At 69.9% G+C, this 25356-nt stretch carries 24 protein-coding genes; 14 read left to right on the plus strand and 10 right to left on the minus strand.

The window, feature by feature from the left end; translation table 11 throughout:
* Window positions 1-7: 7 nt before the first annotated feature.
* Both ACYVGD_RS05940 and lpdA read right to left on the minus strand, forming a co-directional pair.
* A complete protein-coding gene (locus ACYVGD_RS05940; RefSeq protein WP_460742091.1) occupies window positions 8-1969 on the minus strand; it encodes a cytochrome c oxidase assembly protein in 1962 nt (653 codons plus the stop codon).
* A complete protein-coding gene (lpdA, locus tag ACYVGD_RS05945) occupies window positions 1969-3363 on the minus strand; it encodes a dihydrolipoyl dehydrogenase (RefSeq protein ID WP_460742092.1) in 1395 nt (464 codons plus the stop codon). The genes ACYVGD_RS05940 and lpdA overlap by 1 nt, the downstream gene beginning before the upstream one ends.
* A gap of 82 nt (window positions 3364-3445) precedes the next feature.
* Between lpdA and ACYVGD_RS05950 the strand changes: the two genes are divergently transcribed.
* The 11 genes from ACYVGD_RS05950 to ACYVGD_RS06000 all read left to right on the plus strand — a co-directional run bounded on the left by ACYVGD_RS05950 (window position 3446) and on the right by ACYVGD_RS06000 (window position 14603).
* The gene (locus tag ACYVGD_RS05950; RefSeq protein WP_460742093.1) at window positions 3446-4987 is read left to right on the plus strand and encodes a helix-turn-helix domain-containing protein; all 1542 of its coding nucleotides are present in this window, start codon (window positions 3446-3448) and stop codon (window positions 4985-4987) included.
* 176 nt (window positions 4988-5163) lie between these two features.
* Window positions 5164-8055, plus strand: coding sequence for a Na+/H+ antiporter subunit A (locus ACYVGD_RS05955; protein WP_460742094.1), 2892 nt, complete (start codon window positions 5164-5166; stop codon window positions 8053-8055).
* Entirely contained in the window at window positions 8052-8579 is a 528-nt protein-coding gene (locus ACYVGD_RS05960; RefSeq protein ID WP_460742095.1) for a Na(+)/H(+) antiporter subunit C, read from the plus strand. The genes ACYVGD_RS05955 and ACYVGD_RS05960 overlap by 4 nt, the downstream gene beginning before the upstream one ends.
* Window positions 8576-10141, plus strand: coding sequence for a Na+/H+ antiporter subunit D (locus ACYVGD_RS05965; RefSeq protein WP_460742096.1), 1566 nt, complete (start codon window positions 8576-8578; stop codon window positions 10139-10141). The genes ACYVGD_RS05960 and ACYVGD_RS05965 overlap by 4 nt, the downstream gene beginning before the upstream one ends.
* Window positions 10138-10743 carry a Na+/H+ antiporter subunit E gene (locus tag ACYVGD_RS05970; protein ID WP_460742097.1) on the plus strand — a complete coding sequence of 202 codons (606 nt, stop codon included), beginning with the start codon at window positions 10138-10140 and terminating at the stop codon, window positions 10741-10743. Before ACYVGD_RS05965 ends, ACYVGD_RS05970 begins: the two co-directional genes overlap by 4 nt.
* A complete protein-coding gene (locus tag ACYVGD_RS05975; RefSeq protein ID WP_460742098.1) occupies window positions 10740-11012 on the plus strand; it encodes a monovalent cation/H+ antiporter complex subunit F in 273 nt (90 codons plus the stop codon). Before ACYVGD_RS05970 ends, ACYVGD_RS05975 begins: the two co-directional genes overlap by 4 nt.
* Window positions 11009-11347, plus strand: a complete 339-nt coding sequence (mnhG, locus tag ACYVGD_RS05980) for a monovalent cation/H(+) antiporter subunit G (RefSeq protein ID WP_460742099.1) — start codon at window positions 11009-11011, stop codon at window positions 11345-11347. Before ACYVGD_RS05975 ends, mnhG begins: the two co-directional genes overlap by 4 nt.
* Before the next feature lie 59 nt (window positions 11348-11406).
* On the plus strand, window positions 11407-12261 hold the full coding sequence (pdxY, locus tag ACYVGD_RS05985) for a pyridoxal kinase PdxY (protein ID WP_460742100.1): 855 nt from the start codon (window positions 11407-11409) through the stop codon (window positions 12259-12261).
* A gap of 22 nt (window positions 12262-12283) precedes the next feature.
* Window positions 12284-13276, plus strand: coding sequence for a YeiH family protein (locus tag ACYVGD_RS05990; RefSeq protein ID WP_460742101.1), 993 nt, complete (start codon window positions 12284-12286; stop codon window positions 13274-13276).
* A 36-nt stretch (window positions 13277-13312) separates the two neighbouring features.
* A complete protein-coding gene (locus ACYVGD_RS05995) occupies window positions 13313-13780 on the plus strand; it encodes a PGPGW domain-containing protein (RefSeq protein WP_460742103.1) in 468 nt (155 codons plus the stop codon).
* Between the two features lie 25 nt (window positions 13781-13805).
* The gene (locus ACYVGD_RS06000) at window positions 13806-14603 is read left to right on the plus strand and encodes a glycerophosphodiester phosphodiesterase (RefSeq protein WP_460742104.1); all 798 of its coding nucleotides are present in this window, start codon (window positions 13806-13808) and stop codon (window positions 14601-14603) included.
* A gap of 8 nt (window positions 14604-14611) precedes the next feature.
* Here the strand turns inward: ACYVGD_RS06000 and ACYVGD_RS06005 are convergent, their stop codons facing one another.
* On the minus strand, window positions 14612-15961 hold the full coding sequence (locus tag ACYVGD_RS06005; protein ID WP_460742106.1) for an MFS transporter: 1350 nt from the start codon (window positions 15959-15961) through the stop codon (window positions 14612-14614).
* A 165-nt stretch (window positions 15962-16126) separates the two neighbouring features.
* Between ACYVGD_RS06005 and ACYVGD_RS06010 the strand changes: the two genes are divergently transcribed.
* Window positions 16127-16456, plus strand: coding sequence for an RNA polymerase-binding protein RbpA (locus tag ACYVGD_RS06010; RefSeq protein ID WP_460742107.1), 330 nt, complete (start codon window positions 16127-16129; stop codon window positions 16454-16456).
* A gap of 64 nt (window positions 16457-16520) precedes the next feature.
* Here ACYVGD_RS06010 and ACYVGD_RS06015 read toward each other — a convergent pair whose 3' ends face one another.
* The 5 genes from ACYVGD_RS06015 to ACYVGD_RS06035 form a co-directional block, all read right to left on the minus strand.
* A complete protein-coding gene (locus ACYVGD_RS06015; protein WP_460742108.1) occupies window positions 16521-17051 on the minus strand; it encodes an FxsA family protein in 531 nt (176 codons plus the stop codon).
* Window positions 17051-17857: a polyprenol monophosphomannose synthase gene (locus ACYVGD_RS06020; RefSeq protein ID WP_460742110.1), complete on the minus strand. Its 807-nt coding sequence runs from the start codon at window positions 17855-17857 to the stop codon at window positions 17051-17053. The genes ACYVGD_RS06015 and ACYVGD_RS06020 overlap by 1 nt, the downstream gene beginning before the upstream one ends.
* Window positions 17858-17919: 62 nt before the next feature.
* A complete protein-coding gene (lnt, locus tag ACYVGD_RS06025) occupies window positions 17920-19545 on the minus strand; it encodes an apolipoprotein N-acyltransferase (protein WP_460742111.1) in 1626 nt (541 codons plus the stop codon).
* Window positions 19542-21143: an amidohydrolase gene (locus ACYVGD_RS06030; RefSeq protein WP_460742112.1), complete on the minus strand. Its 1602-nt coding sequence runs from the start codon at window positions 21141-21143 to the stop codon at window positions 19542-19544. Before ACYVGD_RS06030 ends, lnt begins: the two co-directional genes overlap by 4 nt.
* On the minus strand, window positions 21130-21597 hold the full coding sequence (locus ACYVGD_RS06035; protein WP_460742114.1) for an Lrp/AsnC family transcriptional regulator: 468 nt from the start codon (window positions 21595-21597) through the stop codon (window positions 21130-21132). The genes ACYVGD_RS06030 and ACYVGD_RS06035 overlap by 14 nt, the downstream gene beginning before the upstream one ends.
* Window positions 21598-21630: 33 nt before the next feature.
* Here ACYVGD_RS06035 and ACYVGD_RS06040 point away from each other — a divergent pair, with 33 nt between their 5' ends.
* Both ACYVGD_RS06040 and ACYVGD_RS06045 read left to right on the plus strand, forming a co-directional pair.
* Window positions 21631-22581, plus strand: coding sequence for a 5'-3' exonuclease (locus tag ACYVGD_RS06040; protein ID WP_460742115.1), 951 nt, complete (start codon window positions 21631-21633; stop codon window positions 22579-22581).
* Between the two features lie 314 nt (window positions 22582-22895).
* Complete coding sequence (locus ACYVGD_RS06045; protein WP_460742116.1) at window positions 22896-23339, plus strand: HNH endonuclease; 444 nt, start codon at window positions 22896-22898, stop codon at window positions 23337-23339.
* A 263-nt stretch (window positions 23340-23602) separates the two neighbouring features.
* Here the strand turns inward: ACYVGD_RS06045 and metW are convergent, their stop codons facing one another.
* Window positions 23603-24196 carry a methionine biosynthesis protein MetW gene (gene metW / locus ACYVGD_RS06050; protein ID WP_460742117.1) on the minus strand — a complete coding sequence of 198 codons (594 nt, stop codon included), beginning with the start codon at window positions 24194-24196 and terminating at the stop codon, window positions 23603-23605.
* Window positions 24196-25332 (minus strand): homoserine O-acetyltransferase MetX, encoded by a 1137-nt coding sequence (gene metX / locus ACYVGD_RS06055; RefSeq protein WP_460742118.1) that lies wholly within the window; start codon window positions 25330-25332, stop codon window positions 24196-24198. Before metX ends, metW begins: the two co-directional genes overlap by 1 nt.
* Window positions 25333-25356 lie beyond the last annotated feature (24 nt).

Genomic DNA, 25356 nt, shown 5'->3' on the forward strand with positions numbered 1-25356 from the left:
GGGGTTCTCACTTCTCGGAGCGTTCGGAGAGCTGGCGCAGCATGTCGTTGTAGGCCTCGTACGCATCGTCGTGGCCCTCGTCCATGGCCCGGTCACGACGCCTGGCCTCCTTGTTGTCGTGGACGAACCACTGGATGACGAGCGCGATCACGACCATCAGCATCGGCACCTCGCCGAGCGCCCAGGTGAACTGTCCACCGATGCGCTGGTCCTCGAGGAGGTCGTGCATCCAGGGCAGGTCGAGCGATCGGTAGAAGTCGGGGGCGATCAGGTCGTCACCCGACAGGATCGCGACCGCGAAGAACGCGTGGAAGGGCATGGCCGCGAACAGGAAGCCGAGCTTCGCGATGTGGGGCAGCTCCTTGGGCATCCGGTCGGCGCCGACGACCAGCCCGAAGAACGCCAGTCCCGAGATGAGGAAGTGGAACGTCATCAGCTGGTGGCCCCAGTGGTAGCGCATCAGGAACCCGAACAGGTCGGAGAAGTAGATGACGTAGAACGAGGCCACGAAGTTGATGCCCACGAGGATCGGGTGGAGGAAGACCTCCATCGGCCTCCAGTCGAGCACGCCGAGGATGATCTCGCGCGCACCTGCGAGCTGGCCGTCGCGGTGGGTCGGCAGGGCGCGGAGCGCGAGTGTCGACGGCGCGCCGAGGACGATGAGCACCGGGCCGATCATGTTGATCGTCATGTGGACGAGCATGTGCTTGGAGAACGTCGCCGACGAGTAGGACCAGATTCCCGCGGTCGCGATCCAGCCGAGGACGAGCCAGCCGACGGTCCACGAGGCCGTACGCACCCACGACCAGGCGACACCGCGACGGCGCAGGACGACAACGCCGGCCCAGTAGGCGACGATCACCAGCAGGACCAGCGTCATCAGCAGGAGGTTCGGGCGTCCCGGGGCCAGCAGCGTGGGGATCGTCGGAGGGTTCGGGACCTCGTAGCCGAGGTAGTTGATCTGAGCCGAGGTCTGGGGCACCAAGAACCGCGGCGGCGCCATGTGGGCGGTCGCCACGTCTGCGGCGGAGGCCACGAGTCCCAGCGCGAGGTCCCAGCCGACGAGCCGGCGCGTCGACCCGCGCCGGACGGCGGTGAGGACGCGCACGCCGACCAGCGCCCACAGGACGATCGCGGCGAGGCGCAGCAGACCGTAGCCGGAGGCCCACAGGGACGTCCCGGCCATCTCGTACCAGAGCACCACCGCGTACGAAAGGACGACGAACGGCACGGTGATGGCCGCGATCAGGTGGTAGCGCGGCGAGGCCTGGTCGTCGTCGGCGTCGCCGGCGAGCCAGGCGATGCCTGCCGCCAGCAGCGCGGTCGACGTGATCGAGGCGATGGCCCCCATGTCGGAGCCGAAGTCGTGGTCGGCACCCACGGACACGTTGCCGGTCAGCACGGGCGCGAGCTGCCACACCACGCCGAGCCCGAGGATTGCAGCGACCGCACCGAGCGACCGCAGGTGGCGGGCCGTCAGCATCACGACCAGAGCGATGGCCGCAGGGACGATCCAGGCGGAGGCCGCCTGCGTGGCCGAGATGAACGCGGGCAGCGCCCGGACCGCTTCGGTCACCGGGACGCCGTTGTTCTCGCCGGCCACCAGGACGACCTCGAGCACCGAAGCGCCGAACCAGGCCGCGGCGGTGTGCGTCGCCAGGCCCACCACCTGTCGCCCCCGCTCGGAGAGCTCGTGGTGGCGCCTGACCACGGGCGTGAAGTACGCCCCAGCCAAGAGCAGGCCGAAGGTGCCCACCATCGCGACTCGTGCCACGAGGTGGGCGAGACCGGCCAGCTGGACCGTCATCGGGTCGGCGTTCTCGCGGCCGCGCAGCGGCGGCAGCGTGAACTGGTGGGCCACTCCCCCGGCGACCACCACGAGGGCGACGGCGAGGGAGATGAAGACGGGAACCCACCCGCCGCGCGGACGCGGCCGGGTGGGCTCCGTGGTGGTCTCGGGGTCTGTCATCAGAGGTTGATCATATGCCCCGCGATGCCCTCGACGGCCTCCTTCAGCGCCTCGGAGAGGGTCGGGTGGGCGTGGATCGAACGGCCCACCTCCTCGGCCGTGAGGTCCCACATCTGGGCGAGGACGAGCTCGGGCAGCAGCTCGGTGACGTCGGGGCCGATCATCGAGGCGCCGAGCAGCTCGCCGTACTTCGCGTCGGCGACCACCTTGACGAAGCCGGTGGCGTCACCCAGTCCGTGGGCCTTGCCGTTGGCCGAGAACGGGAACTTGGCGACCTTGACGTCGTAGCCCCTGTCCTTGGCCTGCTGCTCGGTGTAGCCGAACGAGGCGACCTGCGGCTGGCAGTAGGTCGCGCGGGGGATCATGTCGTAGTTGATCGGCATGGTCTCGGCACCCGCGATGGTCTCGGCGGCGACGACGCCCTGGGCCTCGGCGGTGTGGGCGAGCATGAGCTTGGCGGTGACGTCGCCGATGGCGTAGATGCCGTCGACGTTGGTGCGCATGTAGTCGTCGATCTCGATGGCGCCGCGCTCGGTGAGGTTCACGCCGGTCTTCTCGAGCCCGTAGCCCTGCGTACGCGGGGCGAAGCCGATGGCCGACAGCAGCTTGTCGGCCTCGAGGGTCTGCTCACCGTTCTTCTCGGACGAGACCTTCACCTTGACACCCGAGCCGGTGTCCTCGACGGACTCGACCTTGGTGGACGTCATGAGCTTCACGCCCAGCTTCTTGTAGGCCTTGGCGAGCTCGGCCGAGACCTCCGGATCCTCCATCGGGACGATGCGGTCGAGGAACTCCACCACGGTGACGTCGACGCCGTAGGCCTGGAGGACGTACGCGAACTCGATGCCGATGGCGCCCGAGCCCGCGATGATGATCTTCTCGGGGATCTCGTTGGCGAGGATCAGCTCCTCGTAGGTGAGGACGTTATCGGAGACCTCGACGCCGGGCAGCATACGGGTGACCGAGCCGGCCGCGATGATGCACGAGTCGAAGGTGACCGTCTGCTCGTCCTTGCCGCCCGAGACCTTGATGGTCTTCTCGTCGACGAACTCTCCCCAGCCGTCCAGCTCGGTGATCTTGTTCTTCTTCATGAGATAGTGCACGCCCTTGACCATGCGGTCGGCGACGCCGCGCGAACGCTTGTGGCCGACGCCGTAGTCGAGGGTGAACTCGCCGTTGATGCCGAAGGACTTGGCCTCCTTCGTGACGAAGTGGGCCTGCTCGGCGTTGCGCAGCAGGGCCTTGGTCGGGATGCAGCCCACGTTGAGGCAGACACCGCCCCAGTACTGCTTCTCGATGACCGCGACCTTCTTGCCCAGCTGGGCGGCGCGGATGGCTGCCACATAACCGCCGGGCCCTGCGCCCAGCACGACGACGTCAAAATGTGAACTCATGCACCCAACTCTATGGCCCCCGCCGCGCCGCTTCGCGCCAGCCCTCCGAAACGCCTACGCGCGAAGTTGAAAAATATCGTCCATGAGTTACCGTGGACCGGTGACTGAAACTTCACCTGACCGTATCGGCGGACTCATCCGTGACGCGCGCAAGCACCGGGGGCTGACCCAGCAGCAGCTGGCCGACCTCCTCGGCACCTCACAGAGCGCCGTCCACCGGATCGAGGCCGGCAACCAGAACCTCAGTCTCGAGATGATCAACCGGATCGCCACGGCACTGGGCAGCGAGCTCATCACCGTGGGCGGCTCGGGACCAGAACACCTGCGCATCGAGGGACCCACCACGCTGTCGGGCTCCATCGAAGTCCGCTCCTCGAAGAACGCGGCCGTCGCACTGCTGTGCGCCTCGCTGCTCAACCGCGGCACGACCACGCTGCGCGGCATCGCGCGCATCGAGGAGGTCAACCGCATCGTGGAGGTGCTCACCTCGATCGGCGTCGAGGCCCGCTGGTCCGACGACAAGGCCGATCTCGTCCTGACGCGTCCCGACGAGCTGCGCCTCGACCAGATGGACGTGGCTGCGGCGCGGCGTACGCGTTCCATCATCATGTTCCTCGGACCGCTCATGCACTTCTACCCCGAGTTCCAGCTGCCGTACGCCGGTGGCTGCGACCTCGGCGCGCGCACCATCGAGCCCCACCTGCAGCTGCTGCGCCACTTCGGCCTCGAGGTCGTCGCGACGGAGGGCTTCTACCAGTGCACGGCCCAGCCGAGCGCCCCCGAGAAGCCGATCATCCTCACCGAGCGCGGTGACACCGTGACCGAGAACGCCCTGATGGCTGCGGCGATGACCCCGGCGACGACCGTGCTGCGCAACGCCTCGTCCAACTACATGGTCCAGGACCTGTGCTTCTTCCTGCAGCAGCTCGGCGTGAAGATCGAGGGGATCGGCACGACCACCCTGACCATCACGGGCGTCGAGTCGATCGCCACCGACGTGGAGTACGCGCCGTCCGAGGACCCGATCGAGGCGATGAGCCTGCTGACGGCGGCGATCGTGACCCGCTCGACGCTGACCATCGAGCGCGCCCCCATCGAGTTCCTAGAGATCGAGCTGTCGATCCTGCGCGAGATGGGTTTGGAATACGAGACCACCGACGAGTACTTCTCGGCGAACGGCAAGACGCGTCTGGTCGACCTGACGGTCCACCCGTCCGTGCTGAGCGCCCCGATCGACAAGATCCACCCGATGCCGTTCCCGGGACTCAACATCGACAACCTGCCGTTCTTCGGCGTGATCGCTGCGTGCTCCGACGGCGAGACGCTGATCAACGACTGGGTCTACGAGAACCGTGCGATCCGCATGACGGACCTCAACCGTCTCGGTGCAAACGTCCAGCTGCTCGATCCGCACCGCGTCATCGTGCGCGGGCCGACGCGCTGGCGCTACCAGGAGGTCGTCTGCCCGCCCGCGCTTCGGCCGGCCGTGTGCATCCTGCTCGCCATGCTCGCGGCGAAGGGCACCTCGATCCTCCGCGACGTCTACGTCATCAACCGCGGCTACGAGGACCTGGCCACCCGCCTCAACAAGGTCGGCGCCAACATCGAGGTCTTCCAGGACTGAGTCGTCGATCAGCACGAAGGGCCGCCCCCGTGGGGCGGCCCTTCGTCATCATCGATAGGCTGTGCCTGACGGCGTGCCGGTGGACCAGCTGCGATCGCAGGTGTTGGCGCCCACACCGTCCCCGCCACGTCGTGGCGACCGACGACCTAGTTTCGACGACCTTCCGAGGAGACCGCGTGGGCTTGCTGGTGACCTGCCACGTTCTGGTGGCCCTCGTCGCCCCAGCCCTCATCCGGCGCCTCGGCCCCCGCGCATTCCTCGCCCTGGCCGTGCCGCCGGCGGCGACCTTCGTCTGGGCGCTCAGCAGAACCGGTGCCGCGCTCTCCCCCACCCCACCCACCGAGCGGGTGCGATGGGTGCCCGCCCTCGGCCTCGAGCTGGCGTTCCGGCTCGACCCGCTGTCGTGGCTGATGTGCCTGGTGGTCGGCGGCATCGGCGCGCTGGTGCTGGTCTACTGCGCCGCGTACTTCGACGACGACGAGCCCGGGCTCGGCCGTTTCGCGGCCTGCCTCCTCGCCTTCGCCGGGGCCATGATGGGCCTGGTCACCAGCGACGACATGCTCGTGCTCTACCTGTTCTGGGAGGCCACGACGATCCTGTCGTACCTGCTCATCGGCCACCGGCCCGAGAGCCGCGCCAGCCGCGCGGCCGGCATGCAGGCCCTCGTCGTCACCACGCTCGGCGGCCTCGCGATGCTGATCGGCATCATCGTGCTCGGTGAGCAGGCCGGAACCTACCGCCTGTCCGCCGTGCTCGCGCGTGTCGAGCCCGGCACGCTCACCTCGATCGCCGTCGTCCTCGTGCTGGCGGGTGCGGTCTCGAAGTCGGCCCTGCTCCCCTTCCACTTCTGGCTCCCGGGCGCGATGGCAGCCCCGACCCCGGTCAGCGCGTACCTCCACGCCGCAGCCATGGTCAAGGCCGGCGTCTACCTGGTGGCGCGCCTCGCCCCCGCGTACGCCCACGTCCCCGGCTGGCTGCCGACCGTCCTCGTGCTCGGCGGGGCGACGATGGTGCTCGGCGCTGTCCAGGCCCTGCGCCAGTACGACCTGAAGCTGCTGCTGGCGTACGGCACCGTCAGCCAGCTGGGCTTCCTCGTCGTGCTCGTCGGCACCGGCACCGCCGACGCCGCGCTGGCCGGCGTGACGATGCTGCTGGCGCACGCGCTGTTCAAGGCCGCACTGTTCCTCACCGTCGGTGCCATCGACCACTCGACCGGCACTCGCGACCTGCGCCTGCTGACCGGCCTGCGCCAGGAGATGCCGTGGCTGGCCGCCGCGGCCACGGTCTCCGCCGCATCGATGGCAGGCCTCCCGCCGCTGCTCGGCTTCGTCGGCAAGGAGACCGCGTACGCCGCGTACGCCGGATCCGACGCCGCGTACGCGCCGTGGGTCCTGCTCGTCCTCGTCCTCGGATCTGCGCTCACTCTGGCCTACTCGCTGCGATTCGTCCGCGGTGCCTTCCGCAACAGTCCCGCCGTCGACCGCTGTGAGGTCCACCGCCCCGGCGTGCTCCTGCAGGGCGTGCCGTTCGTCCTCTCGCTGGGGACGCTCGCGCTCGCCGTGGCGTCGCCCCTGCTGGAACCGGCGCTGCGGGCGTACGCCGACACAGTCGGTGCCACGCCCGCCCACACCCACCTCGGGCTGTGGCACGGGGTCAACACCGCGCTGCTGCTGTCGTTCCTCACGTGGGGGCTGGGCTTCGCCCTCGACGCGGCCCGGCGCCCCGTGGCGCGCCTGCTGACTGATCCGACCGACCAGCCGCTGGCCGAGCGCGCCTACCGCTTCGGCATGCGTCTTCTCGACCGCTTGTCGCTCGAGACAACGGGCCTCATCCAGCGCGGCTCGCTCCCGCTGTCGCTGGCACTCATCCTGCTGGTGTTCGTGGTGCTCCCCGGCGGTTCGCTGCTCGTCGGCGGGTACGCACTGTCCGAGTCCCGCATCCGCGCCTACGACACGCCGGCCCAGGTCGCGGTCGCCGTGCTGGCCACCCTGATGGCCGTGGGCGCCGTACGCGCCCGCCGCCGCCTGCGCGCCGTCATCCTCGTCGGCGGAACGGGCTATGCCTGCGCCTACCTGTTCCTGCTGCACGGCGCCCCGGACCTCGCGCTCACCCAGGTGCTCGTCGAGACCGTCTCCATCATCGTGTTCGTGCTGGTGCTGCGACGCCTGTCCCCGCGGTTCAACGACGACACGCCCCGTCTGCGCCGCGGCGTTCGGGCCGTCTTCGGCGTGCTCGTGGGCGTCGTGATGACGGGGCTGGCCCTCGTCCTGCCCTCCATGCGGACCGCACCACCCGCGTCGACCGGGCTCGACCGCAGCGCCGTCGAGTTCGGCGGCGGCACCAATATCGTCAACGTCATCCTCGTCGACACGCGGGCCTGGGACACCATGGGCGAGCTGTCGGTGGTGCTGGCCGCCGCGACCGGCATCGCCTCGCTGATCTTCCTCGAGGAATCGAACGTCGACTCGGCCCGCCGCAAGCTCGACGAGATCCGCCTGCGGCGTCGCCGTCACGCCAAGGACCACCCGCGCTGGCTGGCCGAGGGCCGCGACCTGATGCCCGAGCGCCGCTCGGTGATCCTCGAGGTCGTCGCTCGGCTGATCTTCCACGTCGTGATGGTGTGGTCGGTGTTCCTGCTGCTGTCGGGCCACAACGCGCCGGGCGGCGGCTTCGCGGCCGGCCTCGTGGCGGGCCTGGCCATCGTCGTGCGCTACCTCGCCGGTGGGCGTGACGAGATGCGTGCCGCCGCGCCCGTCATGCCCGGCGTGCTACTCGGCACCGGGCTGTTCCTGTCGGCCGGCAACGGGCTGGTGTCCATGCTCGCCGGTGGCGACGTGCTGCAGACCTGGCACACCTACCTCCACATCCCGCTGGTCGGCAAGATCCACGTCGTCAGCTCTCTGGTCTTCGACATCGGCGTCTACCTCGTGGTCATCGGGCTCATGCTCGACATCCTCCGCAGCCTCGGTGGCGCCATCGACAAGCAGATCGAATCCGGCCCCGGGCGTACGCTTGACGACTCGCCGGCCCACTCCGACTCCCATTACGGCGAGGAGGTGGGCCGATGACCGCCAACCTGACCCTGGCGATCCTCGTCGGCGTGCTCGTCGGCACCGGGGTGACGCTGCTCATGTCCCGCGGCATCGTCCGCGCCTTCCTGGGCGTCCTGCTCATGAGCAACGGCATCAACCTGTTGTTCCTCATCGCGAGCGGCCCCGCGGGGCGCGCCCCCATTGTCGGGACCGCCCCCGTCGAGGAGATGAGCGATCCCCTGCCGCAGGCGATGGTGCTCACCGCCATCGTCATCACGCTCGCGCTGACCGGTTTCGTGATGGCGCTCTCGCACCGGTCGTGGCAGCTCGACCAGAGCGACGTCATCGTCGACGACACCGAGGACGTGCGCATCCTCGCCAGGGCTGAGGCCAACGACATGTCCGGCTCCGACTTCACCGAGGACGCCGCGGCCGAGCCCGACGACGACCCGGACCCCGGCGGCCACTCCCGCCAGTACGTCCCACCGCCCCACGAGGACGAGCCCCACGAGGGAGACGTGCCCGTCATCGACCACGAGCAGCCGAGGAGGGACTCATGACGTTGTCGTCCATGCTCGTCCCCCTGCCGGTCGTCCTCCCGCTGGTCGGTGCCGGCCTGACACTGGTCCTGTCCCGCCGCGACCTGTGGCAGCGCGTGGTGACACTGGCGGTCCTCGGCGGCGTCCTGGCCGCGTCCCTCGGCCTCCTCGCGCTGTCCGACATCCAGGGACCGCTGGTCGTGGAGGTGGGCGGTTGGCACGCCCCGACCGGCATCGTCCTCGTGGTCGATCGGCTGGCCGCGCTGATGCTCGTGGTCTCCACGACGGTGACCCTCGGCGTGACGATGTACGCCATCGGCCAGGGCGCCTCGTCCGACGACGAGCGTGACGGCGAGGCCCCGCTGCCGATCTTCCACCCGACGCTCATGGTGCTGCTGGCGGGCGTCTCGACGACGTTCGTCTCCGGCGACCTGTTCCACATCTACGTCGGCTTCGAGATGCTGCTGGTCGCGAGCTTCGTGCTGCTGACGCTCGGTGGTTCGAGCGACCGCGTACGCGCGGGCGTGAACTACGTGTTCGTCAGCTTGCTGTCGTCGATGTTCTTCCTCGCCGCCATCGCCTTCATCTATACCGCGACGGGCACGGTCAACCTCGCCCAGCTCGCCGTACGGCTCGACGGGCTGCCGCCGGGGACCCAGCTCACCCTGCAGTTGCTGCTTCTGCTCGGCTTCGCCGTCAAGGCGGCAGTGTTCCCCATGTCGGGGTGGTTGCCCGACTCCTACCCCACCGCCCCCGCACCCGTCACCGCGGTGTTCGCCGGCCTGCTCACCAAGGTCGGCGTGTACGCGATCATCCGCACCGAGACCCTGCTTTTCCCCCACGGCAGGCTGGACCCCATCCTCCTGGTCGCCGCAGCACTGACGATGCTCGCGGGCATCCTCGGCGCCATCGCCCAGGACGACATCAAACGTCTCCTGTCGTTCACTCTCGTCAGCCACATCGGCTACCTGCTGTTCGGCGTGGCCGTCGGCAACACGATCGGCCTGTCCGGCGCGATCTTCTACGTGGCCCACCACATCCTCATCCAGACCACCCTGTTCCTGGTCGTCGGTCTGGTCCAGTGGCGTCGCGGCACCACGTCCCTGACCGAGCTGGGTGGTCTCGCACGCACCGCGCCGATGGTGGCGGTGCTGTTCTTCCTGCCCGCCATCAACCTCGCCGGCATCCCGCCCTTCTCCGGCTTCCTCGGCAAGGTCGCGCTGATGCAGGGCGGCGTACGCGCGGGCACGCCCATGGCGTACGCGCTCGTGGCCGCTTCAGCCCTGACCAGCCTGCTCACGCTGTACGCGGTAGCCCGCGTGTGGGCGCGCGCCTTCTGGAGCAAGCCCGTCGCCGAGCTCACCGAGTCCGACCTCGACCCCGCACGCCTGCGCGAGCTCCAACGCCACGGCGAGCGCCGGATCCCCCGCGGGATGCTCGTGCCCACCATGGTGCTCGTCGCGGTCGGCATCGCGCTCTCGGTCGTCGCGGGACCGCTGTACGCCATCACCGAGCGCTCCGCCGCCGAGCTGCGCAACCGTGACACCTACATCGGCGCCGTGTTCCCGGGAGGCATCGAATGAGCCCGCTGACGCGCACGCTGCGCCGCCTCCAGCCCGGTCCGATGTTCCTGCTGGCCGTCGTCTGGGTGCTCCTGTGGGGACGCCTCACCTGGGCGACGGCCATCGGGGGTCTGCTCGTGGGCGCTGCGATCCTCGTCGTGTTCCCGCTGCCGCCGCTGTCGCTGGGGCTGCGCGTACGCCCGTGGTCGCTGCTGGTGCTGTTCCTGCGCTTCAACGTCGACCTGGTCGTGGCCAGCTGCCGGGTGGCGTACGCCGCCGTCGCACCGTGGTCCCACCCGCGCGGCGGACTGGTGCCGGTGACGCTGCGGTGCTCGGACGACCTGTTCGCCGTCATCACTGCGGAGATGACCGCACTGGTGCCGGGCACCATCGTGATCGACCTCGATCCCGAGCGCCGCCACCTTCTCCTGCACGTGTTCGACCTGCGCGACGAAGACGAGTCCGACCGGGTGCGGGAACGCGTGCTGGCGCAGGAGCAGCGCGTGCTGAAGGCGCTTGCCGCCCATTACGACCAGCTGGTGGCCCAGCCCGCCCCGGAACCCGATCCGGCCATCACGGCCGAGCTGATGGACGAGGGGCCGACGAAGGAGGGGGACGCATGATCGAAGACGTCGTGCTCGTGGTCATCGGGGTGATGCTGACCGTGGCCGCCGCGCTCACCGTCCACCGCATCGTCCGCGGCCCGTCGGTGGCCGACAGGGCGGTGGCCAACGAGGTGCTCGTGGCGACCATGATCTGCGCGCTCGGCGTCGAGGCGGCGATCACCCGACACGTCTCCACCGTTCCGATCCTCGTCTCGCTGTCGCTGGTCGGGTTCCTCTCGTCCGTCGCCGTCGCCCGTTTCGTCGGACGCGACCAGGAGGACCGATGACAGTGCTCACGACCCTCTCCTGGACCGGCGTCGCCGACGTCGTCGGCCTGGCCCTCCTCTTCCTCGGCGCCCTCCTGTGCTTGGCATCCGCCATCGGCATCGTCCGCCTCGACGGGTTGTTCATGCGCATGCACGCCGCCTCGAAGCCGCAGGTGCTCGGCGTCCTGCTGGTCCTTGCGGGCCTGGCGCTGCGCCTTCGCTCCCCCTTCGACCTGGGGATGCTGTTCCTGGTCGGGGTGTTCCAGCTCTTCACCGTCCCGGCGTCGTCCCACATGCTCGCCCGTGCCCACCATCGGATGACCCAGCGCACCAAGTCTGGCGAGAGCGAGACCTGATCCCTTCCGTGGGACGACACGGGCCACGGGAGCAGGGACGGCAGCGCTAGTCTTCCCCGGTGCACACGATTCTCTCGATACAGTCCGCGGTCGCCTACGGTCACGTGGGTAACTCCTCCGCCGTTTTCCCCATGCAGCGGCGCGGGAATGACGTGTGGCCGGTCCACACGGTGATGTTCTCCAACCACACCGGTTACGGCGCCTGGCGCGGGCCGCTGCTGGCGGCGGCAGACATCGCCGACGTGGTGCGAGGCATCGACGACCGCGGGGTGCTGGGTCGAGCCGACGCCGTGCTGTCTGGCTACCAGGGTGGTGAGGACGTCGCCGGAGCGATCCTCGAGTCGGTCGCGCTGGTCAAGGAGCGCAACCCGAAGGCCCTCTACTGCTGCGACCCCGTCATGGGCGACGTGGGACGCGGGTTCTACTGCCGCCCGGGCATCCCCGAGCTCATGCGCGACCGCGTCACGCCGGCCGCCGATGTGATGACGCCCAACCACTTCGAGCTGGACTTCCTCACGGCCTCCGAGAGCACGACGCTCGACGAGGTCGTCGCGGCAGCCCGGGCCCTTCGCGAGCGTGGTCCCGAGACAGTGCTCGTCACCTCGGTCGTCCACGATGCGGCCGAGCCCGACACCATCGACATGGTCGCCGTCGATGGCACGGGTGCCTGGAAGGTCACCACGCCGCGGTTCGAGCGCAGCTTCACCGGTTCTGGTGACCTCACCGCCGCCATGTTCCTCACCGGTCTCCTCGACACGGGATCTCCGGCCGAGGCGCTGGGACGCACGGCGTCGATCGTCTACGGCGTGCTGCGCCGCACGGTGGAGGTCGGCGATCCCGAGCTCCACGTGGTCGGCGCCCAGGACGAGATCGCCGAGCCGTCCACGGGCTTCGACGTCATCGGCATCGGCTGACGATCGCCCTAGACTCGCAGGTGTGACGACAACCGACCGCACCTCCGTCTGGATCCAGCGCGCGCCGGGTGTGCTCCTGTGTCTCGCCGTCGCGGTGGCGGGCATGCTCGTCACCAGCTACGTGCCGCTGCTCAGTCCCCTGCTCATCGCGCTGGTGCTCGGTATCCTCGCCGGCAACCTCCTGAGCCTCCCCGACGGGCTGAAGCCGGGTCTGATGTACGCGGCCAAGCCCCTGCTGCGTCTGGGGATCGTCCTGCTGGGTCTGCAGATCTCGTTCGGCGCGGTGTGGGCCCTCGGGCTGCCGCTGCTGGGCGTCGTGGTGGTGGCGACGTTCCTGACGTTCCTGTTCACCACCGTGCTGGCGCGCCGCCTCGGGCTGCGGCCCGAGCTCGGCCTGCTCGTCGCCGCCGGTTGCTCGATCTGCGGCGCGGCGGCCATCGCCGGCATGAACGGTGCCGTGGACGCCGAGGAGGAGGACGTCGCCTCCGCCGTCGGCATCATCACGTTCTTCGGTCTCCTCGCGATCCCCGCGATCCCTCTGCTGTCAGGTCTCCTCCGGCTCCCGCCCGAGGTCTTCGGGGCGTGGTCGGGGGCTTCGATCCACGAGGTCGCGCAGGTGGTGGCGGCCGCCGGCACGGTCGGCGGTGCGGCGCTGTCGGTCGCGGTGATCGTCAAGCTCACCCGCGTCCTGCTGCTCGCCCCGATGGTCGCGGGCGTCACCGCCCTCAACCGCCGTCGCGCCGACGATGGTACGCGTCCCCCTCTCGTCCCGCTGTTCGTCCTCGGGTTCCTCGTCGCCGTCGCCGTCCGGTCGTTCGTCCCCGTCCCGGCCCAGGTCCTCGACACCGTGAAGGTCGCCCAGACCCTGCTCCTCGCCCTGGCGATGTTCGCGCTGGGAGCCGGCGTACACCTGCGCAACCTGGTGACCACCGGCGGACGGACCATCCTCACCGGGGCCGCAGCCACCGTCTTCATCTCCGCGGTCTCGCTGGGGGGAATCCTCCTCGTCTCCTGAGTCGCCACACTTGACCGGTGGGCCTAGGATGCCCCCATGCCCCGGGTAGACGAACACGAGCCGACCGGCTCGACCCCGTTGCGGCACGACCACCATCCCCACCTCATCGACGCCGACGAGGACCGCTGGAGGTGGCGCGCCAAGATCCGGCGCAACCCCACCCAGCTGTTCTTCTACCGCATCGGCGTGGCCGTCGTCGGCCTGCTGCTCATGGTCGGCGCCGCCCTGACGGGTCCGCTGCCGGGGCCCGGCGGCATCCCGCTGTTCCTGCTCGGGCTGGCGGTCTGGGCCAGTGAGTTCGAGTGGGCACAGGACCTCATGCTGTGGTTCAAGGCCCAGTTCCGCCGCTACCGGGGCTGGCGCTGGCCACAGCGACTCCTGTTCTGGGTCGTGTTCGCGCTGTGCTGTTGGCTCATGGCCTACCTGATGATGCTCGTGTTCGGGCCCCCGCCGTGGCTGCCGGCCGTGGCCCGGGAGTGGCTGGCGTACCTGCCGGGGCTCTGACCGCGCGCCCTGCCAGACTGGCGCCATGAACCAGCGCCGCCGAGCGTCCGACTTCGCCTACTTCGACGCCCCCTTCATCCCGCTCGCCCACCGCGGCGGCTCCCTCCACGAACCCAACGTGGGTCGCGAGAACACCGTGCACGCGTTCGCCCAGGCGGTCGCGCTGGGCTACCGGTGGCTCGAGACGGATGTCCACGCCACCGCCGACGGCCGGCTCATCGCCTTCCACGACGACCGCCTCGACCGCGTCAGCGAGGCGACGGGGCTCGTCGCCGACCTCCCCTGGTCGGAGCTGGAGCACGTACGCATCGGCGGCCAGGACGCCATCCCCACGCTGGACGAGCTGTTCGAGACGTTTCCCGACGTGCGTTTCAACATCGACATCAAGGCGCCCGGGGCCGTCGAGCCGCTGGTCGACGCCATCGTCGCCCACCGTGCACACGACCGGGTGTGCGTTGGCTCGTTCGGCATGGACCGGATCCGGGCGTTCCGTCGCCTCATGGGGGCACGGGTCGCCACGTCTGTCAGCACGCTCGGAGTCGCCTGGACCTCCTTCGTGCCGGTGGTCCCGGCCTTGTTGAACGATGCGGGCGTGGCCTTCCAGATGCCGATCACCCATCGCCTCGGCGGCCTGGAGGTACGCGTACTCACCCCGGCGATGGTCGACCGGGCCCACGCCGCGGGCAAGGTCGTCCATGTCTGGACGATCGACGATCCCGAGGTCATGCATGACCTCATCGACATGGGCGTCGACGGGATCGTCACCGATCGCACCGACACCCTGCGGGAAGTCTGTCGGGAACGCGGGATCTGGCCCGGCTGAGCCTGGGCTCAGCCCGCGTCGCGGTCGCGGTCCCGGCGGTGCCCGTGGGTGACGCCGTCGATGCGCAGCGGCACGAAGAGCGCCAGCCCGAGCAGGAGCGTCAGCACGACGCCCAGGAGGCCGTAGCGCGCCCCGGCGACCGCGGTGATGATGGCGACCAGCCCCGGAGCGATGAATGACACGGCGCGGCCCACGGTCGCGTACAGGCCGAAGGTCTCGTTCTCCTCGCCCGGCGGGATCACGCGTGTCAGGAGCGTGCGCGAGCTGGACTGGACGGCACCGACCATCGACGAGATCACCATGCCGCCCACCCAGAACACGAGCTTGTCGTGGGCGACGACCACAACCACACCCGCGGTCACCATGGTGACCAGCGCACCGATGATGACGGTGCGGGGGCCGACGAGGTCGTCGACCAGGCCGAGCACCCAGGTCCCCACGGCTGCGATGAAGTTGGCGGCCAGACCGAAGACGATCACCTCGGCCGGGCTGAAGCCGTACTCGCTCGCGGCGATCGTGCCGGCGAACGCGAACACCGCCGCGAGCCCGTCGCGATAGACGGCGGAGGCGAGCAGGAAGTGCAGCAGGGAGCGCTCGTCGCGCCACATGCGGATGATGCGCTGGAAGATGTCGGCGTACGCCCGAACCGGGTTGAACGGGTCGGCGCGGACCACCGAGGCCCCCTTCGGACCCCAGATCATGATGGGCAGGGAGGACACCAGCAGGAACAGTGCACAGAAGGGGGCGATGGCCCGCAGGTTGAGCGAGTCGTCCCCGGGCAGGCCCAGCAGGCCGGTGCCGCCGGGACCACCCTGGACGAAGCCGAACAGGACGATGGCCAGGCACAGCACGCCACCGAAGTATCCGGCACCCCAGCCCGCTCCGGAGATGCGCCCGATGGTGCGCGGGCTGGAGATCTCCAGCAGCATGCCGTTGTAGAACACGCCCGCGATCTCCTGAACGAGGTTGGTCAGGGCGAGCAGTCCGGTGCCGAGCACGACGTAGAACATCGAGTGGCCGGGCCGCACATACCAGCACGAGGCCATCGAGACCACGACGATCAGGGTGGAAACCGTCAGCATGAGACGGCGGTTCTGCACGCGGTCGGCCCAGGCCCCCATCAACGGGGCGAGCACGGCGAGAAGGAACCCGCTCGCGGTCTGCATGTTGGCCCAGACCTGCTGGCCCACCTCCTTGGAGGGGGCGACGAGGCCGGACGTGGCGTACACGCTGAACACGAACGACCACATGACGGTGTTGAACGCGTTGGACCCGAAGTCCCACGAGATCCACGACAGGAGCGTACGCATCGGCGCGGTGCGACCCCGTGCAGCGGGGTCGACGGTGGTGGCGGTCACGCGGTCACCATATCCGTCCGGGGCCAGCCACGACGGGGTTCCGCCATGTCGGAAACGCAATTTCTAACCCCGGCGGAGGCCTGTTGTCAAAGGCCCGCTAAGGTCGTGGGAACAAGTCCACCCGCAAGAGCGTTCTGATGGATGTCCCTACAGCGGAGGTAAACCATGGCCGATCGATCACTGCGCGGCTCCGGGCTGGGCGCGAAGAGCTTCGAGGACGAGAAGTCCATCGAGTTCGCACCCCGCCAGGAGATCGGCTTCGACTGTCCTCGAGGCCACCGCTTCACGTGTGCCTTCTCCGAAGAGGCGGAGCTCCCCACCAGCTGGGAGTGCCCACGGTGCGGTCAGGAGTCGGTCCGCGCCGACGGGGTGCCGATGGAGGTGAAGGAGACCAAGCCCCAGCGTACGCACTGGGACATGCTCCTCGAACGACGCTCCATCGCCGAGCTGGAGGATCTCCTGGCCGAGCGCCTGGACCTGCTCCGTTCCAAGTGAGTCCCGACGACAGCGCCCCCGCCATCAGGCGGGGGCGCTGTCATGTCCTGGGGACCCGTCCGGCTCAGGGCTGGTCGGGGTCGACGTCGATGACCTCGCCGTCGACCACGATGCGTCCGTCGCGGCTCGTCGGTCGCTGCGGCTGCTCGCCGTAGGGCATGCCCATCGGGCCCGTGCCCAGGGGGGCAGCCGGCTTGATCTTCGCCAGCTGGGCCTTGAGCAGCCATCCCAGGAGCCTCCGCGCGAGCGGTCGCGTGAACGGCAGCAGGAAGAACATGCCGACGACATCGGTGAAGAAACCCGGGAAGACGAGCATGATGCCACCGGCCAGCACGAGCCCAGCGTCGGCGAGCTCGCCCTGTGGCATCTGACCCGACCGCATGGCATCCTTGAGCGCACGCCAGGTCTTCGTGCCCTCCCGCTTCGACAGCCACGAGCCCGCGACCGCTGCCAGGACGAGGAGCCCGACGGTGGGCCACAGCCCCAGCAGGTCGCCGACGCGCAGCAGCAGCCACACCTCGGCCAGCGGCACCGCGACGAACAGCACCATGAGCGCCGGCATGAGCCAGCGCCGACGCGACGGAGTGTCGACCATCAACGCTTCGAGCCGGCCTTGCGCTTCTTGACGGCGGACGATCCCTTGGAGACCAGGTCCTTGAGCTGGCCACCGCGGTGCTGCAGGCCCATGACTGTGGTCTGCTTGAGCGCTTCGACGAAGACGTCCTTGCCGAGCTTCGAGTTGCCGATCTCGCGCTCCTTGAAGTCGATCGGGACCTCGACGACCTTGAACCCCTTGCGGTAGGCGAACCACGTCAGGTCGCGCTGGATGCCGAAGCCCTTGGCGGCGATGTCGTCGATGATGGCGCGAACCAGCTCGGCCCTCATGGCGTTGAGGCCGCCGGTGATGTCCTTGATCGGGATGCCCAGCATCAGGCGCGTGTAGAGGGAGCCGCCTCGCGAAAGGAGCTCGCGCTGCATCGGCCAGTTGATGACCGAGCCGCCCTTGACCCAACGCGAGCCCTTGACCATGTCGGCCCCGGCCGCGAGCGCGTCGAGCAGGCGGTGGAGCTGTTCGGGCTGGTGGGAGCCGTCGGCATCGTGCTCGACCAACACGTCGTAGCCCTCGTCGAGGCCCCAGCGGAAGCTGGCGAGGTAGGCGGCCGAGAGGCCCTCCTTGCCCTTGCGGTGGAGGACGTGGACATGGTCGTCGTCGGCAGCGATCCGGTCGGCGATGTCACCGGTGCCGTCGGGCGAGTTGTCGTCGGTGATGAGCACGTGGGCGGCCGGGACCGCCGTGCGCAGCCGACCCACGATCAACGGGACGTTCTCGGCCTCGTTGTACGTGGGAATGATCACCAGTACTCGGCCGAGGCCGGGGTACACCTCGTTGTCGTTGGTCACTGTCGCTCTTTCGTCGATGTGCAAAGGGGTGCAGTCTTCGTTGCGCGATCCATCATCGCGCATCACCCCCGGCACTCGGCCTTGGGGCGTCCGCGTTTCGCGGAAAAGGCCGCCAGGAGGCCGGCCAGCGCCGCCAGACCCACGGCCAGGTCGACGAGCCCGGCGTATCGCATGGCGGGGGTGATCCCCGTCTGCCGCGGCACCACATAGGTGCGGGAGGCCGGGACCATCTCGCGGGTCTGGTCAAGGACCCGGCCACGGGCGTCGATGTGGCCCGAGAGCGAGTTCGTCGTCGCGACGACGATGTCGCGGCGGGCCTCCATGGCGCGTACGCGGGTCATGGCCCACTGCTGCCGCGGCTGCGCGGTCCCCCGGTAGGTCGCGTTGTTCGACTGGACCACGACCACCTCGGACCCGCGTACGGCCTCGTGGACGGTGGAGTCGTACGCGAGCTCGAAGCAGATCACGTCACCCACGCGCAGGCGGCGGCCGTCGGCGAGCGGCACGTCGAGCGAGCCGGGGGTCGTCCCCGCGACCGACTGGGCGCCCACGAGCTCGAGGATCGGCAGCATCGGCTTGAGCTGGGCGCGGAAAGGGATGTATTCGCCGAAGGGCACCAGGTTGCTCTTGTCGTAGCGGGCCGCGACGGTCTGGTCGGGCATCCACCACAGGCCGGAGGTCTGCCGCTCGTCGGTGCCCGGCCCGTCCATCACCGCACCCACGAAGATCGGCACGCCCGCGACGGCGCTCGCAGCACTGACGGTCCGGCGCGTCTCGGCGTCCTGGAGCGGGTCGATATCGGTCGAGTTCTCGGGCCACAGCACGAAGTCAGGCATGGGCTGGACGCCGGCCCGCGAGCGCGCCATCAGCGTCACCGTCTCCGACAGGTGGTTGTTGGTCACCGAGCGGGCGCGACCCATGCCGCCCACACCGACCCCGTCGACGTTGCCCTGGACCATGCCGATGGCGACGGTGCCGTTCTGTCCCGTGCCGGCCGGCGTCCACGACCGGCCGGCCAGCCCGAGCAGCGCCGGCACGACGACGGCCACCAGCGCCACGACCGTCCCGGCCCGCGTCCGGTGCAGCGCCGCCCAGGCGAGGGAGGCGGCGACGAGGGCGACGCCGACGGAGACGCCGGACACCGACAGGAAGGGCAGGAGCCCCGCGTACGGAGCGTCTACGACCGCGTACGCCAGCCGGATCCACCCGAAACCGCCGAAGGGCGCGTGGCCGTAGAGCCACTCGATGCTCCCCCACACCCCGGCGACTGCGACCGGCCACCAGGGGACGTGCTGGACGAGGCGCACCACGGCGCCGAGCAGGGAGAAAAAGACCGCCTCGAAGACGATCAGCACGGCGGCGATGACCGGCCCGGCTCCCGGCACGAGGACCTGCAACCAGCTCAACGTCACCGCGCACAGTCCGAGGCCGAACAGGTAGCCGGGGCCGAGCCCGCGATGGCGGAACCAGCGCTCCCCCGCCCCGTGCGCGGGTGCACCGCTCGCCGGGTGGAGCAGCCACAGGAACACGGCCGGGCCGAGAACGGCCAGGGGCCACAGGTTGGTGGGCTCGAAGGCGAGGCCGGTGAGGGCGCCGGCGACGAAGGTCGCCAGCGGTCGGAGGAGTCGTGGCCACGCGACCGTGGGGCCGGCGGCGGTCGTGGTGGCGTCGTCGACGGTCGTGCTCACACCAGCTCCTCGCCCAGCCCTCGGTCGTCGTGGACCAGCCTGCCACCCGATAGCGTGGCGGCGCACGCGGGCAGCGTGGCGTACTTGTCGAGCACCGGCCAGCCGTCGTCGGTGAGCTCCTCGCACGCCCACAGCGCCAGGTCGGCGGGGGCACCCACGGCGATCTCGCCGTGGCCCGGATAAGCGGCGGGCGCCGGCCCGTCGGCCAGCACGCGGGCCGCGGCGGTCGTGTGGTGGAAGGCGTCACGCCAGTCGAGCTGCTGCTCGGGCTGCCAGTGGTGGACGGCGCCGCGGACGACATCCCAGCCGTGGAACGGGGTCACCGGCGAGTCCGACCCGAAGGCGAGCCGTACGCCGGCCTCCTGCATCGTCCGAAACCGGTTGAGCGTGCTGTAGCGCTCGCCCAGCCGCTGCTCGTACAGACCCCCGGGCATGCCCCACCAGGCGTCGAACAGCGGCTGCATGCTGGCCCACACACCAAGCTCGGCCATCGTCGCGATCGCCTCGTCGGAGGCCATTTCCACGTGCTCGAGTCGGTGCCGGGCACGGCGCACCACGCCGGCGCCGAGCTCGTCGGCGGCGCGTCGCATGGCACGTGCCGAGGTCGTCACGCCGCGGTCGCCGATGCAGTGGAATCCCGCCTGCAGGCCGGCGCGCGTGCACGCGATCACGTGGGCGGCCGCCCGGTCCTCGTCGAGGTAGAGGTAGCCGTCGGCCCCGGTGGCGTCGTGGTAGCACGTCGACACCGAGGCGGTGCGCGAGCCGATCGCGCCGTCGGCGTTCAGGTCGCCGGCGAGGCCGCGTACGCCCTCGGCCAGCGCCCATTCGATGATCTCGTCGGTGGCCTCGGCGCCCCAGTAAGCGGGCAGGTCGATGCCGAGCCCGGCCGCCACCCGGCGGGTGAGCTCGAGCTCGTGGACGGTGTTGAGGTGGGGCGCTCCCATCTCGTGGACCGATGCGATCCCCTGGGCCGCCGCGGCTCGGAGCGCCGCCTCGACCTGGTCGCCACGCTGGCCGTCTGTGAACATCCCGGCGACCGCCCGGCCGGCCATGCCGTACGCCTCGCGCGTGATCCAGCCCGACGGGTCGAAGCCGTCGGCGTCCCGCAGCCCCGGCACCCGGTCGACCAGAGCGGATGACACGAGGGCAGAGTGGACCTCCACGCGCGTGAGGAAGACCGGGCCGCCGGCCGCCGCCCGGTCGATCTCCGCCATGGTCGGCGGGCGGCCCTCGGGCCAGTCGGTGTGGTCCCAGCCCTGGCCGGTGATCAGCACCTGGCCGTCACGGGCCCGGCGTGCCGCGACCGCGGCCAGCAGGTCGGTGACCGATCGCGAGGCCGCCAGGTCGATGCCCGCCATCGCCCGTCCCGTCAGCAGCACGTGGGCGTGTGCGTCGACGAAGGCGGCGGTCAGGAGTGCCCGCTCACCTACCAGTGGGCGGACGTCGGCGACGGGCAGGCCGAGGGTGCCGGCCATGGCGGCGGGCACGACGGCGACGACGGCGCCGTGGGAGATGGCGACGGCCCACCTTCCGGGGCGGTCGAGCAGGGCGACGCCGGTGAGGGCGACCCGTGCTGGCGTGGGGTCAGTCGATGTCACTTCTGTTCTGTCCGGGATGCAGGTTCGGTCGGTCGGCAAAGGGTACCGACAGAACCAGCGTCGTGCGCGTGGACACGTGTGCAGCGGCGCGGATCTCGGCGAGCAGGTTCTCCAGGTGCTCCGGCGAGGTGACCTCAACCTTCAGCAGATAGTTCGACTCGCCGGCCACCGACCAGCACGACACGATCTCGTGCAGGTGGGCCAGCCGCTCCGGAGCGTCGTCGGGCTGCGAGGCGTCGAACGGCGAGATCGCGATGAACGCCGTGAGCAGGTGGCCGAACGCGGTGGGGTTGATGCGAACGCCATAGCCCTCGATCACGCCGCGCTGCTCGAGGCGGCGTACGCGCTGCTGGGCCGCCGACGTGGACAGCCCGGTGATGCGGCCGATCTCCGTGTAGGACATCCTCCCGTCCTTGCTGAGGAGCTCAAGGATGCGTACGTCGAGGTCTTCCATGGCGTCGATGGTTTCACGCGGCAGACTGTGGCCATGACACGTCTCATGCTGCTCGACACGGCGAGCCTGTACTTCCGTGCGTACTACGGGATCCGGGCCCCCCTCAAGACGCCGGACGGCCGGCCCGTCAACGCCGTGCGCGGACTCATGGACTTCATCGGACGGCTGGTGACCGAACACCGGCCCACCCACCTGGCCGCGTGCTGGGACAACGACTGGCGGCCGCAGTGGCGCGTCGACCTGCTGCCGTCCTACAAGACTCATCGCGTCGCCGAGACCGCCCCCTCCACCATCGTGGGCGCCGGTGGCGTGGGGGCGCAGTCGGGCGTCGGCGAGGAAGCCCCCGACGGCCTGGGCATCCAGGTGCCCATGATCATCGAGGCGCTCGACGCGCTGGGCGTGCGCATCGTGGGGGCGGACGGTTTCGAGGCCGACGACGTGATCGCGACGCTGGCGACGACGATGGACTGCCCGGTCGACGTCGTCACCGGCGACCGTGACCTGTTCCAGCTGGTCGACGACGCCAAGCCCGTGCGCGTCCTCTACCCCGGCCGGGGCATGGCAAACCTCGAGTCGGTCGACCAGGCGTGGGTGCACGCGAGGTACGGCGTCGACGCGCGCCACTACGCCGACCTCGCCGCGCTGCGCGGCGACACGTCCGACGGCATCCCGGGCGTCAAGGGCATCGGCGAGAAGTCGGCCGCCACGCTCGTAAAGCAGTGGGGTGGGCTCGACGAGATCGTCGCCGCGGCGCTCGACCCGACCTCGGCCCTGTCCCCGACCATCCGCAGGAAGCTCGACGGGGCCGCCGACTACCTGGCGGTGGCGATGGAGGTGGTGCGCACGCGCCGTGACCTCGACCTCGGCGTGACGCTGGACGACCTCTCGCTGGAGGGCTCCCCCACCCCGGCCTTCGCCCCGCTTGCCGAGAGGCTGGGTCTGGGCAGTGCGGGCGAGCGCGTCGTGGCGGCCCTCACCGCCTGAGGCCTCGCCCCAAAAATTCCACGACAGTTTGCCGAAACGCAACTAATCTGTTCTCCGTCGCGCCACGGCGACGCAGGACGCTGAACCAGCGACGCAGGACCTCGAGACAGGAAAGGAGCCGACGTGAACAAGTGCCACACCAGCTGGGCCGCCCTCGCGGAGGCCCCGTTCCGTCCGTGCCTGCGCAGGCGCACGATCGACGGATGTCGTCGCTGAGCCCTCCGGTCAGCGATCGACCCCGGACCGTCCTGCGTGCTGCCTGCGCGGGGCGGTCTTTGTTTTGTGTCGGCTCGTCAGAGGGAGGGAGGAACACCATGAGCGGAGTGCTCGTGCTCAACGCCGACAACACGGCGCTGCACCGTGTCTCGGTCCAGCATGCCATCGGGATGCTGGTCCGTGAGGTCGCGATCGTGGAGGAGGCCCAGGAGGGTCGCGCGATCGGCCCCTACCCCTGGCCCCTCGTCCTGCGTCTCGTGCGCTACGTGAAGACGGCGTTCCTGTACGGCCGGTCCCCGGGCTGGACCAAGCGGGGCGTCTTGAAGCGTGACCGCCACACGTGCGCCTACTGTGGCGCGTACGCCAGCACGGTCGACCACCTGCTGCCCAGCTCGCGCGGCGGTCCGAACTCGTGGACCAACACCGTCGCCGCGTGCGGTCCGTGCAACCTGGCCAAGGCCGACCGCACGCCAGAGGAGGCCGGCATGGCCCTGCGGTTCCGCGCGTACACCCCCTCGCGCGCCGAGCTCAATGCCCGCTGAAGCGCACTCACCCCTGTCTGCGGGACACACCCGTGCGCAGGGGTGAGTCGTGTCTGCGCGGGTGAGCCCACCGGGTGTTGCCGCTGTGGCACGTCCGGCGGGATAGCGGACCGGAGCCGTCCGTCGAGGTTCATCCTGGGGGCGTCGATCAGGCGCACGCCGAGTCGTCGTCCCGCGCCATCGTGATCCTGCTCGGCGTACCGTTGCCCGACGTGGAGGTGCCGCTGGCACGACGACACCGGCCGGTTCGTCGCCCGACGCGTTCAGCGGTGCAGGACGTAGACCGCGGCACCCGCGAACAGGTTGTACGCCCGGGCGCGCCGCCCGCTCAGCACCCGGCCGCGGTCATCGAGCGGGATGCGCTGCTCGACGACGAACCCCTCGCCGTCGAAGAAGTCCTCGAGGTCGGCCAGCGTGGTGTAGCGGACGTTCGGCGAGTCGTGCCAGGAGTGCGGCAGGTCCTTCGACACGGGCATGCGGCCGCGGACCACCGACAGGCGGTTGCGCCACAGGCCGAAGTTCGGCACCGACACGATGCAGCGGCCGCCGATGCGCCCCATCTCGCGCAGCACGCGTGCCGGGTGGCGCAAGGTCTGCAGCGTCCGCGAGAGCACCACGGTGTCGTAGGACCCATCGGCGAACTCCCCCAGCTCGGAGTCGATGTCGAGCTCCACCAGCGGGACCCCTCGCCGGATCGCCTGCACGACCTCGTCGGGGTCGGTGTCCACGCCGGTGCCGGTGCAACCCTTCAGCGTGATCAGGTGGTCGAGGAGCTCGCCGGAGGCACAGCCCAGGTCGAGCACCCGAGAACCGCGCGGAACCAGGTCGGAGACGAGCGCGAGGTCGGTACGCAGCATCACAGCACCTCCGAGGCGGCACGGTCGAGGAAGGCCCGCACCGTGCGGTGGTACTCGGGCAGCTCCAGCAGGAACGAGTCGTGGCCCCACGGCGAGGAGATCTCGCGGAAGCTCACGGGCACATCCCCGGCCTCCAGGAGCCGCACGATGCGTCGTGAATGGCTGGTGTCGAAGCGCCAGTCGGTGTCGAAGCTGGCGACGAGGAAACGCGTACCCGCGTCCACCACGTGGTCGAGCGACTCGTACGCCGAGAACGGGTCAAAGTAGTCCATGACGCGTGTCAGGTAAAGGTAGCTCAGCGCGTCGAACCGGTTGAGGAAGACCTCGCCCTGGTGGGCGAGATAGCTTTCGACCTCGAAGTCGACGCCGAAGCCGTGGCGTGGGGTCTCGGAGTCCTGGAAGCGGCGGCCGAACTTCTCCGACATCGCCTCCTCCGACAGGTAGGTGATGTGGGCCATCATCCGCGCGATGGACAGGCCGATCTCGGGGCTGGTGCCGGCGACGGCGTACTGGCCGCCGTGGAAGCCGGGGTCGCGCATGATCGCCTCGCGCGCGACCGCCGAGAAGGCGATGTTTTGGGCGGTGAGCCGCGACGAGCTGGCTATCACGACGGCGTTGGCGACCTCGTGGGGGTACTCGAGCGCCCAGTCGAGCACCTGCATGCCGCCGAGTGACCCGCCCACGCAGGCCAGCAGCCGTTCAACACCCAGGTGGCGCGCCAGCGCCCGGTGGACGGTGACGAAGTCGCGCATCTGCAGCAAGGGGAAGTCCAGACCGTACGGCTTTCCGGTGGCCGGATCGGTCGATGAAGGCCCGGTCGTGCCCTGACAACCGCCCAGGAGGTTGGCCGAGACCACGAAAAAGCGGTCGGTGTCGAGGGGGCGTCCGGGGCCGATGAAGTTGTCCCACCACCCGGGCTTGCGCGCCCCGTCGTGGAAGCCGGCCGCGTGGGCGTCGCCGGTCAGGGCGTGGCAGACGAACACGGCGTTGTCGCGCTCGGGCGACAGCTCGCCATAGGTCTCGTACGCCACGTCCACGGTGCCCAACCGGGCGCCGCTGGTCAGCTCCAGCGGCGCCTCGGGCGTGAACAGGCGTACCGAGCGCGTCTTGACCGTGCCCACTCCTCGATCATCCACGCGCTCAATTCTGCCGCAGTCCAG

The sequence above is a fragment of the Mariniluteicoccus endophyticus genome (genome assembly GCF_054780035.1).